The 13088-nt window shown below is 48.8% G+C and carries 10 protein-coding genes; all 10 read right to left on the reverse strand.

Annotation, left to right across the window (positions count from 1 at the left end; translation table 11 throughout):
* Positions 1-146 precede the first annotated feature (146 nt).
* Positions 147-3971, reverse strand: a complete 3825-nt coding sequence (locus ACR2PX_RS10990; RefSeq protein WP_433999401.1) for a hypothetical protein — start codon at positions 3969-3971, stop codon at positions 147-149.
* A gap of 3 nt (positions 3972-3974) precedes the next feature.
* On the reverse strand, positions 3975-4406 hold the full coding sequence (locus ACR2PX_RS10995; RefSeq protein WP_433999402.1) for a flagellar FliJ family protein: 432 nt from the start codon (positions 4404-4406) through the stop codon (positions 3975-3977).
* Positions 4403-5830 carry a flagellar protein export ATPase FliI gene (gene fliI / locus ACR2PX_RS11000; protein ID WP_433999403.1) on the reverse strand — a complete coding sequence of 476 codons (1428 nt, stop codon included), beginning with the start codon at positions 5828-5830 and terminating at the stop codon, positions 4403-4405. The genes ACR2PX_RS10995 and fliI overlap by 4 nt, the downstream gene beginning before the upstream one ends.
* Positions 5827-6603, reverse strand: a complete 777-nt coding sequence (locus tag ACR2PX_RS11005) for a FliH/SctL family protein (RefSeq protein ID WP_433999404.1) — start codon at positions 6601-6603, stop codon at positions 5827-5829. The genes fliI and ACR2PX_RS11005 overlap by 4 nt, the downstream gene beginning before the upstream one ends.
* 21 nt (positions 6604-6624) lie before the next feature.
* The gene (fliG, locus tag ACR2PX_RS11010) at positions 6625-7632 is read right to left on the reverse strand and encodes a flagellar motor switch protein FliG (RefSeq protein ID WP_433999405.1); all 1008 of its coding nucleotides are present in this window, start codon (positions 7630-7632) and stop codon (positions 6625-6627) included.
* Position 7633: 1 nt separating this feature from the next.
* Positions 7634-9286: a flagellar basal-body MS-ring/collar protein FliF gene (gene fliF / locus ACR2PX_RS11015; protein ID WP_433999407.1), complete on the reverse strand. Its 1653-nt coding sequence runs from the start codon at positions 9284-9286 to the stop codon at positions 7634-7636.
* Between the two features lie 101 nt (positions 9287-9387).
* Entirely contained in the window at positions 9388-9726 is a 339-nt protein-coding gene (gene fliE / locus ACR2PX_RS11020) for a flagellar hook-basal body complex protein FliE (protein ID WP_433999408.1), read from the reverse strand.
* Between the two features lie 2 nt (positions 9727-9728).
* Positions 9729-11123, reverse strand: a complete 1395-nt coding sequence (locus ACR2PX_RS11025) for a sigma-54-dependent transcriptional regulator (protein WP_433999409.1) — start codon at positions 11121-11123, stop codon at positions 9729-9731.
* Positions 11124-11417: 294 nt separating this feature from the next.
* On the reverse strand, positions 11418-12290 hold the full coding sequence (locus ACR2PX_RS11030) for an OmpA family protein (RefSeq protein ID WP_433999410.1): 873 nt from the start codon (positions 12288-12290) through the stop codon (positions 11418-11420).
* Between the two features lie 70 nt (positions 12291-12360).
* Positions 12361-12771, reverse strand: coding sequence for a phnA protein (locus ACR2PX_RS11035; protein ID WP_433999411.1), 411 nt, complete (start codon positions 12769-12771; stop codon positions 12361-12363).
* Between the last annotated feature and the right edge of the window lie 317 nt (positions 12772-13088).

Consider the following 13088-nt stretch of genomic DNA (forward strand, 5'->3'; position numbering starts at 1 on the left):
GCTATTGTGCTGACAATCTGAACAACAGCCCTGCGTTGGAACTCCTCGCAATAGCTAGCTATTACTCGTCGTTCCGCCTTGCTCTGATGTCCAGCTTGCCATGCTCATTACGGTAGTTAGAAAATTCTATTGGTATTACTGCTTATTCACGGCAGTACAGGGTTAAAGCACTTCGCCAATAACTCAACCGCATCTTGCTCTTTTGCTGGATCACGAGCAGGTTCTCCAGCCGCCCTCTGTGGCAGAAGCTGACCTCTGAGAACGTTGGTACATGTTCCCATGTCCTGACCTTGCAGGCGATTTGTGAGCGTTTGAAGAAGGTCTGGGGTAGTGGTCAACGTATCAAGAGCTTCAGTAAATTCTTCGCTATTAACGATGGCCCAACTTTCCTCAGGCGCAGAATCCATTATCTGCTGCATTCTGTCCCATAGACGCATCATTGCTATGGGCACTTCAGGAGCAGTCTGATCGCTGAAGGTAGAGAAGCAGAACTCCAACAGAGCCCTTCGTTGTTTAGGAATGTCCGGACCACATAGCTCGGGAAAGGCCTTCTTGAATTCAAACGAGGGTCGCTTGTGTTGATGGGGCTTCTCTTTTTGCAGTCGTGCCTGAAGCTGGGTCATCAGGGAATGAAAAACTTCGTAGCTTTGCAATCGGTCGACCTGAGTCCAATAGATCACATGTCCCAGAGATTGAGCGGAGCACCCTTTCCCCAACATTTTGTGGATAAGCAGGGCTTTCCCTGCTTCCAATTGGGGTCCTGGTACCAGTTCAACAGGATTACCGTTTCTTTCGAAGCGATGCTGTTCAAACTGCATTCGCAGCGTAAAGTATTCGTTCACAAAGCTAGTGAGCTGATGGGCTTCGGCAAAGGTTTTAACACCGTATTTTTGTGAATAAACCTCCATCATTTCACAGACCTCATTGGGCCGGTATCTCACAAGCGCACTTGCCGGAGATTTGGAACCCAGTGTGTGCATCAATTCATACAGTGTTTTTGCCAGTAACTCAGGATTGGTGTCCTTCAGACTGGGGAGTTCCTCAATGCGACGCTCTAGAATATGTCGGCGAACGTAGCTGTTCGAATCTTGTATGGCATGCTGGTAGGTTCGATAATCCCATCGATCAACCAGCTGGATATCTCCCTTTAAGTAATTTCTGCAATTTGAGGGTACTCTTTCACCCTGTAAGAACGCTACAAGGCTTGCTCTTCCCTGAAAATAATCCAAATCACCTAATAGGGTTTCCACAGCTTCCCGGTCTTGCGGAGTATCCTTACCCAGCAAACAGGCTTCCAGAGCTTGATTAACCCCAGGAGGGTTGTCTTCAGCGACTAATTTCTGAAGGGTTTCTCTGACTTCTAATAAATATTCCAGTGTTTCTTTCAGGGCTCTAAAGCGATCCACCAGAGCAGCGATTTCAGTAATATGGAGCTGGTGAACCTGGGCCAGAAGAATCAGCTCTTTTGGATCAATTTTGACGATATGTCTGGCCGTCTCTTGATCAATCTGGGCGGGGAAGCCAATAGAAGCATGCTGGCTGTTCATGTCTCTAATGCTCATATCCATTGGGTTGGAGCTGACCAGTCTGGCAAGAAAACTCAGATCATTATCGATCATTCTTGGTACCCAAACCTTCGAGCCATCCCCTCGAGTTTCCTCCACATAAAGGAAGTTGCCCGGGTTTCGGTCAACACTACCGGTGATAAAGTCCAACAGTTGGCTGTTAGCCATACACTTTTGTAATTCCGGTGCCGTTGATTCCAGTGCTAGAACATCCACGGTTCTGGCTTGTGTGACTTTCAGGTGACCTTCTCTATGAAGTTGTTTCAATTGGGCGTCAGAAAGCGCCTGAATATCTTCTGGCTGATGTTGGGGGTCAATTTCATAGCCATTGATCTTAGCCACTCCCCTGACAATGTCCGGAACTTGCTCGTGGTAATCTGCCTGTCGATCGTCCGCCAGTGGAACAGGCTTTTCGGTCACCAGTTCTTTGGCATCTTTTACAAACTCCTGGCAGTAGCCATTTTCACCCCTGTGCTCTGAGTACCAGGTGGGTGGTGTCAGATTGATGCCCATCAGGCTGTCCAGTTCACAGAACAGTACCGCCCTGTTAGACAGCTTTGCCTGCGCGGCAGACAAAGATTCAAAAGGCTGAACTTTCAATTTGGGATTGAGAACGTATTCACTCATATAACTGCCTTTATCAAGGGCAGAGTTGTTGAGTACGTCCTGATTCCAGTCCCCAATCAGATAAAGCTTGCCGTTGATGTGTTGGCTGCTTTCTTCTGGAATTTTAATGTCTCTGTTGGTGGCATCTATGATGGTCTTCAGATGCTCAAAGCGCTCTCGCATGAAGGCTGCCTGCTGGTCAGACAGCTGGTGTGCTTTTGCTAATTCAGTGACGGATTCAGTCGAAGTGACCAGGATACGTTGAGCGGTATCACGGTCGATTCGCTTGGGAATACTGGCCCCAAAGTTTGCCTTGAAAAATTGTTGTTTAACATTGGAAACTTCCGGTCTCCAGTCTGGGAGACCCTCTTCATCCTCTGTTTCATAGAACTTAAATTTTCTGGGCTGGAGGGTACTGGTGCCCATCAGGAAGTCCAGCAGTTGCAGATTAGACATACAGGTCTGCATGGTTTTTGAAGAAGGGGAGATCGGAACGATTCTGGGAGTCAGCTTTCTAATGCTGAGCATCCCATGCAGGTGCATTCTCTCCAGCTCCTCCTGAGTGGGAGTGTAGCCCTCAGGAAAACGATTGCTCCAGGCAATCAGAACAATGGAACCATCTTCTTTTTGCTGCTGGACTACTTCCCCCTGAAGGTGAAGCCGTTCTCGTTCTTCTTCTGTGGGATCCTGACCTATTGGAAACTCATGGGAGACCTGTAGGTCAAGCTCATGCCCAGCTACTTCCGTGTTGTAGATTTCCAATAATCTGGGCCGGAGGCGGGCCTGGGCATCGTCTGAAACAAATTCTGCTTCTTGTTCGAACATGTTGTAACTGTCTACAGCCAGTTCTTCACTAAGAACATCCGTTTCCTCACCAGGGGTGAACCGGGTTTTTGGCGTGACATGGATACCTAACAGTTCGTCCAGTGCGTGGAAAGCGGCCACCTCTCTGGAGGTTTTCAGATCCTGCCACTGATGTTCTTTAAAGCCAGAATTGGGTTGGGTTATGATGGGCTTGATATCACCCTGGGTTTCCAGTAATCCGAATCTGTCTGCCGCAGCCGATTCAACCGTGTGCTGATGGCTGGTGGGTTTAAAAACCGCTTCAAAGCCATTTTTGTATTTCACTCTGGCGACGGTTGCGGACTGGCCGCTGGCATAATTTTCTTTTGAAGGCTGTTCATCTTCAGAGGTATAAATTTTACCTTTTTCAGGGTCTTCCAGGCCCATGATATACCAGGTTTCATGTTCCAGTTTCTTGAGTTCTTCACGGAAAGTATCCAGTCGGGCCTGATCCAGATCAGTGAACTTCATCCAGCCATGCTGTTTGCTTTCCAGATAATGAACGACGCTTTTACAATGTTGGGTCAGCGAAGACAGCATGCGCAGTTTTTCTGCGATTGAGATATTGTCTTTGGTACAAGCCGCCCTATAGTCATCTACTTCATTCAGGTAAGTCTGATACTCTTTAGGTTCCGTCAGCCAGGTGATGAACTTGCCGAAGAAGTACTGAGTATACCAGGATCGGTCATCGCATTTTTCGACGATGACGGTTCTTTCTGACAATGTCCTGTTAGGAATAGGCCTTCGGTTTTCTATCAGTACTTCATTTTCTCTGAAAGGTTGGCTTTTGGTGCCTTCGTGGACCCACACAGAATAACCTTTGAAAGTGCCTTCTTTCCTCGGGGTAAATACGACTTCATTACCCAGCCTCATTGATTGAAGCGATGCCAAAGGAGACTCTTCGGTGCTTAGCGATGGGAATGGAGTGCCTTCCCGGCTAGGAAATAATGAGTCCATGTTCTAATCCGTTCTTTCAGTGTGCCTGTGGGCCTGCCATTCATCCAGTGTCTTGGCTTCAGCACGATAGGCTGTTTTTTGTTCTTTTTTCACCTGCCGGTCCAGTAATTTTTCTATGGACTGCAGCTTTTTCTTTTCAGCAGTGAGCTTCTCTGTCAGGTTTTTCCATTTCTCTTCCACCTGCTGTACCTGAAGACTTTGTTTATCCGACATGTCTTGAACAAACTGCTGAAAGTTCTTGCGTCCTGCCAGAGCGACGCTCTTCATGGTGGTGCCTTCGGCACAATCGTAGTCAGATTGAACCTGTTGCAGGTAATCCAGCTGTTGCTGCTGTTTCTGAAACTCTTGTCTGGCCAGCATCGCCTGGCTCAGGGCCTTGTCATATCTTAATTGCTGCATCTGCAGCCAGCGAGCCAATAGCTTCACAGAGGTCATGATGGTTGCCCTCCAATGGTCTCAGCCCTGCAGTGGTTCTCAGAAGGTGCTGCAGGCCAGAGCTGAAGCAGCTGGCTGATGCACGTGTCCAATGGGATCTGCTCGTACATCCCTTGTTGCAGATAGCGATGAATATCCGGGTAGGAGTCAATGGCACGATCCAGCTCAGGGTCTGTTCCCCTTTGATAAGCACCCACGGCCATCAGATCTCTGGACTGGCTATAGCGTGAGTAAAGCGACTTCAATAATCGTGCAGAAGCTTGTTGTTGTTCAGAGACAACATTTGGCATGGTTCGGCTGATAGAGGCTTCAATATCCACGGCGGGATAGAGACCACTGTCTGCCAGAGGTCTGGAAAGAACAATATGCCCATCCAGAGTGGCTCTGGAGGCATCGGCAATAGGATCCTGAAGGTCGTCAGCTTCCATTAGAACGGTGTAAATAGCCGTTATAGAGCCCTGACTCTCAGAGCCATTGCCTGCCCGTTCCAGCAATTCTGAAATCTGGCTGAATACAGAAGGTGGATAACCTCTTGTCGCAGGTGGCTCTCCGACAGACAGGGATATCTCACGCTGGGCCTGAGCAAATCGAGTCAAAGAGTCCATTAACAACAAGACACTCTTGCCCTGATCACGAAAGTGCTCAGCCAGGCGATGGCAAACCTTGGCAGCCCTGAGACGGAGTACCGGTGATTCATCGGCGGGCGCTGCGACAACAACGGCATTCTTCAAACCTTCCGGTCCCAGAGTTTGTTCAATAAACTCCCTGACTTCACGGCCACGCTCGCCTATAAGTCCCACTACAGTGACGTCTGCAGTAGTGTTTCGAGTCATCATGCCCAGCAGAACACTTTTGCCAACCCCACTGCCTGCGAACAGCCCCATTCTTTGCCCTTTACCGACGGTCAGTAGGCCATTAATTGAACGGACACCGACATCCAGTGGCTCCTTGACAGGTTGTCGAATCAGAGGGTTCATCGGTTGGGAGGACAGACCGATCCGGTTTTTGATATTGATCGGTTTTCCATCAATAGGTTCACCCAAACCATTGATGACTCGTCCCAGAAGTTCGTCACCGGCTGGAATGGTATTATCCTGATCCATAGGAACGACCCGGTCACCAGGACTGAGACCTTCGGTTCGGGTTAAAGGCATCAGGTAGTGAATGTTGTCAGAAAAGCCCACTACCTCGGCTTCTACCCGGCTTCCCGAATGAGTATCGATAAAACAGCGTTGCCCCGTGGCCAGCTGACATCCTCCGGCTTCAAGAATGAGGCCCTTCATTCGGGTAAGGCGACCAAAAACCCTGGCCACAGGAATCTTCTGTAGCTTCTGTCGCATAATGTCCACTGTTGAAGGCACAGGGGGTGCTTCTTTGCCTCTGTCAGTGGATCTGTCTTCTGGTTTGCTCCCCAAATGATTCATGCCAGACTCCTGTCGAGCTCCTCGGGCAGGCTTTCTCTCAGAATCTCCATGCAGGCAGAGAGTCGTTCTTCAACACTGGCGCTGGCTTCTGCAGTTTCTGTAATGACCCGACAATCCCCCTGGGCCACCTGATCATCTTCCAGCAGCGTCCAGGTGTTGCTGAAGTCCGCCCGGGCTTTTCTCAACTGTGCGACATCTTCCGGATGCATATGAATGGTTAGCTGGCTGTTTTCATCGGGCAGGTGCGTGAGTGTTTCCCTGACAATATTCATGATCATTTCAGGTTGCAGCTTCAGTTCAGTACGAATGACCTGTCGGCTCACTTCTTCTATCAGGGCTGACAGCCAGTAGCTCAACTCATCCTTGCGGGTTTTGTAGTATTGCTGAATGTTTTGCAGGTTCAGGTCCAGGTTACGAAGCACATTCTGAAGCTCTTCTTCACCCGCACTCAGGCCATCTCTATAACCCTTATCCTGTCCCTGTATGTAACCCTCTTCGATACCCTGTTTAAGCCCCTGTTCGTGACCTTCCTTGATACCCTGGATGCGTCCGGCTTCCAGTCCGGTGCGATAACCGTCGTCATAACCTTCCTGCCTGCTTTGTTGCAGATCCTGAAGGGTCATGGCCGCAGACACCTGCTGTTCCTGTGGTGCGGTCTGTTCCGAAACTGTTTCCGGGGCAGGAAATGACTCGCTCTCATCCTTGGCTGAAGGCAATGAGTAACGCTGAAATTCAGTCGTGCCTGACTTGAAAATGGTGGCGTTTCTTTTCATTTTGGATTCATCCCTGAATCGTTATTCAATCATTTCATCTTCGTCACTGAGGTTCAGTTCAATCTGGCCATTCTGAGACAGCGTTCTGGCGGTATTGAGAATTTCCTGACGGGCTTGCTGTACCTGACTTGAGCGAACGGTGCCCAGGCTGTCCATATCATCCTGCAGATATTTAGCCTCACGACGCGTCATGGTGTTGATAAACTTGCTACTGATAGGCTCTGAAGCACCTTTCAGTGCCAGAGATAATGTGTTCTGTGGGATTTCTTCAATAATTTTTCGAATAGTATCTTCATCCAGACGACTGAAGTGCTCAAAGACAAACATTTGCTGTTCGATACGATCTGCCAGATCACTGTCCTGCTCCTTGAAATGCTCCAGCATGTGAGAGACCGACGACTCATTCATCCGGTTCATGATGTCAGCCACTTGTCTGAGACCACTGACTGAAGTGTTCTGACTGGTTGAAATCAAACCAACACTGTCGTCGAATATGACATTGAGTTCCTGAACAATAGAGGGGTGGAGCTCTTTCAGTTTGGCGATGCGTGTTAACAGATCTTCATGACAACGTTCAGGTAATCGCTGAAGCACCAATGCAGCCTGACCCGGTTCAAGATAGGTGAGTACAACGGCCTGTAACTGGGGATGTTCATTCACAATCAGTTCCGCAACGGCTGAAGGTTCCATCCACTTCATCATTTCCAGACTGCTGGTATTTTCCTCACCATAAATGGAGTCCATCAGGTTTTTGGCGTCCTTGTCTCCCATGGCTATTTTCAGGGACTTCTCCAGATAGTTTCGGGTGCCCCCGGCAATACCCACTTCATATCGATACTCATGGAAGAAGTGATTCATGACATTTTGGACTTCATCCCGTTTCATGGGCGGCATGTTGGCCATGGTTTGACTGATCTGTCTGACTTCTCTGGACGACAAATGCTTAAAGACCTGGGCAGCCCCTTTTTCTCCCAGGCTTAATAATAAAACCGCCACTTCATGAGGGCTTGAAGACAGTTCTTCTGACATATCAATTTCCTCCTGATTTCATCCAGAGTTTGATGACTTGGGCAACCCGCTCTGGTTCTTTGGTAGAAAGTTTTCGCAGATAGCCAAGCTGTGTATCAAAATCAGCCAGCTCCGGTGGCAGGAGCGCTGTGTTTTCATCCATAACGGCAGGGTGGTCCAGTGCGGCTTTCTGTTGATTCTGTTGTTCTATGAGAGCTTCTTCACGTTTGAGAGCCGCCTGCTTTGGCAAGGTCTGCTGTACCAAAGGTCTTAACAGAAAAATAATGGCAGCCAGGCCTAGTAAAGTCCCTGCGCCATAACGTGCGTAGGTTACGATTTCCGGCTGTTGCCACCAGACGGGGGCGGTGAATTCAGCTTCAGGCACTTCGATGAAGGAAGCCGTATGCAGGCTGACTTGATCGGCCATTTCAGCGGGCAGTCCCACGGAATCCATGATCAACTCTTTAAGGTTATCCAGCTTCTCCTGATTCCATTCACCCGCAATGGCAACGGCGGCAGGACTTTTATTCAGAACGACCGCGACACTGATGCGTTGAACCCGGCCTTGTTGAAAAGAGGTGTAGCGTACTGTTTTGTTCAGCTCATAGTTACGAGTGTATTCATCCTGAACCAAGCTTTCTGGTACTTCTATATTCTGGATTTCTCCTGTCTCAGGTGGAATATTACTCAAAGTGCCAGGAACACCTATAGCTTCTGGTAGAATAGAAAGTCTTTCCCGACCTTTTTCACTACGAACGGTTTTCTGATCGGGATCGTATTGTTCAGCAGTCTGCTCAACCCGGCTGAAGTCCACGTCGGCAGAAACCTGCACCCGGAAGTTTCGGGCACCAATAATAGGATCCAGCAGGCTGTTGACCCGCTCAATGTAATGTTGCTCCACGCCTTTAATGTATTTCAGCTGGGCATTGGCCATAGCCATACTGCCACTGGACATGGCAATATCCCGCGAAAGCAGGTTACCTTGCTGATCCACCACGGAAATATCTTTTTTCTCCAGTCCGGGAACACTGCCAGCGACCAGATTGACTATCGCTTCGACCTGTTTGTTATCCAGCTGCCCACCGGCAAACAGGTCGACAAAAACAGAGGCAGAGGACTTCGCCTGTTTTCTTACAAAAGCAGTACGCTTGGGTAAAGCCAGATGTACCCGGGCATTTCGTATGGGCTTAAGGCTGATGATGGTCTTTGCCAACTCACCTTCCAGTCCATGGCGGTAGCGCGCATTTTCTATAAACTGGCTGGTACCAAGACCCTGTTCTTTTTCCAGTACTTTGAGGCCTTCAGGAAGACCTGTTTTGATACCAGCAGCAGAGAGTTGCATTCTGGCTGTGCTGAGTTCGCTGGCGTCAACCATGACCTGCCCCGTATCAGGGTGAATCCGGTAATTGATCTGGCGAGCTTCCAGTACCTGACTGATACTGCTGGCGTCGTACATCTCCTGGTTGCCATACAATGGTTGCCAGTTACTGGTTTGACTCCAGATAAACAGAACCATTATCAGAGCGATGGTGCCCGACAAGGCAATCAGAAGTATGCCCTGGTTGCGGGCATTGCCCTTGAAGAAACCGGGAATCTGCTCAAGCATGCGCTGCCATTGCGGCGCCTCTTCATGCTCGATGACAGTTTCCTCTTGCTGCTTTTTCTTCTCAGCCATGATTCTTGTTCCTGGTCACTGGCCTGTTTATTGACCGTAAAATGCTTTCATTACCTGATCGTTGAAAACGATTATCATCGCTCATGGTGTTGAGGTGAGGTTTACACCTGCATCCTCATAATCTCTTCATAAGCGGCAACAGCCTTGTTTCTGATCTGCACCAGAGCCTGGAATGACAAGCTGGCTTTCTGGCTGGCCAGCATGGCACCCAGCAGATCTTTGCTTTTACCGGTTTCAATGTCTGTCATTAATCCAGCAGCTGTTTTCTGTTGCTGGTTAACGCTGTCCAGGGCTGATTTCATTAACTCGCCAAAACCCGGTGTATCTTCATTAATGATGGCGTCAGAAGGGGCAACCGTTCCTGGTTTGCCTGTTTTATTAACAACGTTGATCAGCTCCTGCACATCCTGGGCAATGCCACTGGTGCTCAAGTTTTCCATGTTCAGTGCTTCTCCTGTGCCGTAGACTGTTTGATCATTGCTTCTACATCCATGCCTTCTTTGCGCATTTCTGCCAGTTTGTTTCTCAGAGTTCGGGTTGTGACACCCAAAGCTTCAGCGGTTTTACTTCGGTGTCCGTTATGACACCGAAGGGTTTGGATGATGTGCTTGAATTCTTCCTGCTTTCGCTTTGACTCAAGGCTGACTTCACCGGATTGGGAGAGGGAATTCCGGGGAGGTTCCTGAATCATCAGCTGAGAATCTGTAGAATGTATGACCTGCACTTCCAGCATCAGATCGCCCGCAGAAATCATATTGTTTTGACACATGACCAAAGCCCGTTGAATCACATTCTCCAGCTCACGGACATTGCCCGGCCACTGGTAGGCACTGAGTTGTTCTCTGGCTTCCTGTGACAGCAGAATGCTTCGTTCACTGGCCAGGTTTTCCAGGAAGTACTCGGCAAGAGGGATGATGTCTTCCTTGCGTTCTCTCAATGGGGCCCAGGTGAGAGGGAAAACATTGATGCGATAAAACAGATCGGCCCTGAACTGACCGTTTTGCACGGCTTCCTGAAGATTCTGGTTGGTCGCGGCAAGGACTCTGACATCCAGTTTTATACTGGTGCGTCCGCCGACTCTTTCTACTTCTTTTTCCTGAAGCACCCTGAGCAGTTTTGCTTGAAGACTGGATGGCAGCTCGCCAATTTCGTCAAGCAGTAAAGTCCCGGAGTTAGCCTGTTCAAAACGGCCAGCCTGATCAGAGTGAGCGCCTGTGTACGATCCTTTAGCATGGCCGAATAGCTCGGATTCAAGCAGATTGTCGGGTATGGCTGCACAGTTAATGGCAATGAAGGGGCCGGAGTTTCTGGGTGATTGATGATGGATATAACGAGCCAGTACTTCCTTGCCGGTGCCTGATTCGCCCGTGATTAATACTGTGGCATTGGATTGGGCGACCTGCTGAGCCATCTTCAGAGTTTTCTGACTGGTTGCAGACACTGCAATAGGGGCTGTTCCAGAAGAATCAGAAGTTTTGAGGCACTTTTCCATCAGTTCTAATAACTGATCATTGTTGTCTGAGTCTGCAAAGTAATCGGAAGCGCCCGCTTTCATGGCGGCGACTGCCTGCTGAATGTCTGGCTGGTCGGCAGTAATAATGACTGGTGGTTTGTTATTCAGGGCTCTCATCTTATTGAGAAAACCCAGACTGTCTTGTGGTGAACGTTGGAAGTCGGCAATGATCAGATCGACCATGCCTTTGTGCAGGATTTTTAATGCACGCTCAGCCGATACGATCTGCTCAACCCGGTAATGAGCATCTTTGAGCTTTTCCCGAAGGTCAGAATTGCCTTCCGGTTTGTCTCCCACAATAAGAATATGGCCTTTGTTGCTCATTCCATTCCCGGTCAGATCAAGAAGAAAAAATGGGTGAAGAAAACGGAAAAGGTTTTCCGCAAGGAGCCTGATCTGGGATAGCGCTTGAGTATAAAGTTCAGTAGAACGAGTCAGCTTTTTCACTTAATTGGTGCGAATAGTTCATCTATTTAAACGAATTAAGTGGAAAAGATGGCCGTTCTTTCTGGACTTTAGGCCAAGCTGTCTATCCCAGATCAGGCTCCTAGCTTCTATCGACTTTGAGAGGGGTTTCTTTATTGCACGAGAAGAGATTTTCCGGAAATCACTTTCCGGTCAGTTTTCAGAATTTATTAGGCGTACCAAACGGAGTTCAACTCGACGGTTTTTGGCACGGAGTTCTTTGCTACTGCCGTTATTCAGTGGATATCGAGAGCCGTGAAAACGCAAAACGATGCGAGATTCTGAAATACCCTCTTCACGCAGATAATTCTGGATTCTCTCGGCTCTGAGTCGGGAAATTTTGCGGTTTTTCAGGGCTGTTCCTATCCGGTCGCTATGGCCGTCTACTTCTATTCGGACAACTCTGGGGTCTTTTTTCATATAGCGGATGATCTTATCCAGTTCTTTTCTCTGGGCTTTCGTCAGAATGGATTTGCCACTTCGATACAGAACGGTTGTGAAGCGAAGTTGGTCAAAGTTGGCGGGTAGAAGTTGAGTACGGCAACGATTGAAAGGCAAATAAGCTTCGCTGAACCCGACACCCGAGAGTCGAATTTTCCACAATGGATGATCGGGTCTTTGCAGATTCAATTCAGCCCAGTGTCCACTTTGGACTTTCTCCAGCAACCTCAATACTCCATGAGTAATGGGGGCATTTTGTTCAACAAAATTTTTCATGCCGATGATTTCTGGCCTTTGATCATGCTGCCAGGGAGCGGGTGAAGTGCCAAAGGTAAGTGAGCCGGTAAAGTCCCTCATCCAGGGGGACTCAATCGCCATTTTCAGGGATTCACCTGCTTCAGCCAGGAAGTGAATCTGGCCGAATCTCGGAACAGGATGTGTCAGTTCACATAGAAAAGGGGTGCCTTGGAAGCGCCATTCACTTTCATCCAGTGCGGCCTTGAACAGCTCTGCACAGGCAGTTTGCACACCAAGAGTGGTGGTGATAAACAGGATCAATAGGCTGGGTAGAAGTCTGCCTGACATAGGATACAAACGCTCTTGAAAACATTGTTATCCAGCTCTGTATCGACCATCAGGCAGAGAGAAACAGGGTTCAGTCCGTTTTCTGAACCCAGCTCTCTATTTCAGGGTCAAGGAACACGTGCTCGAGGGTTTCTGCAGCCCAGGGGTATTGCTCGGACATCTGGCGAAGGATTCTGACAGACATCACCTGGGCAGCAGGAAGTTGACTCCAGACGGTTTTCCCCAGACAACGCCAATGGTCAGCGTTCATTTTGGCGGGTTTCTTTTCGAAAAGGTTAAGCTGATCCCTGCAGATCTCGCAGGTCATCAGACAGTGTTCAAAGTCCGGCTCTGCGGGAACAGGAGCCACTTCATAGGTTTTCAGAGGAACGCCAGATGCTTCACAAAGCTCACACTTTGAACTGGCCCTGCGGGCAAGATCTTTACCCATCAGGTTAAGAGCCGCCTGTCGTTCCTGGTGTTTCAATAAGCCTTTGGCCATCTTCTGTCTCCCAAATATCACTGGGGGCAATGATACATGGAATTAAAAGGCCGGGGGCTGTTGACGTTTTGTTTTGCGGCTCAGTGCTACCGAAAAGCGGTCATATACAAGGCAAACTGAGGAAGGCGTAGTTTCTCTACGTCAAGGAAGTTTAACGCAGTACGACTGCATGGATGCAGGAGATAGGAGCCTGTCGGACTTAAGACTATTTCGGCCTAAATTCCAGAAAGAACGGCCCAATTATTCGATGAATTCGATTAAATAGGTCAACTATTCTCACGAATCCATCGAATAATTCGACTCGTTCTACTGAAATT

The sequence above is a fragment of the Endozoicomonas sp. genome, assembly GCF_051008435.1.
Classification (GTDB): domain Bacteria; phylum Pseudomonadota; class Gammaproteobacteria; order Pseudomonadales; family Endozoicomonadaceae; genus Endozoicomonas_A.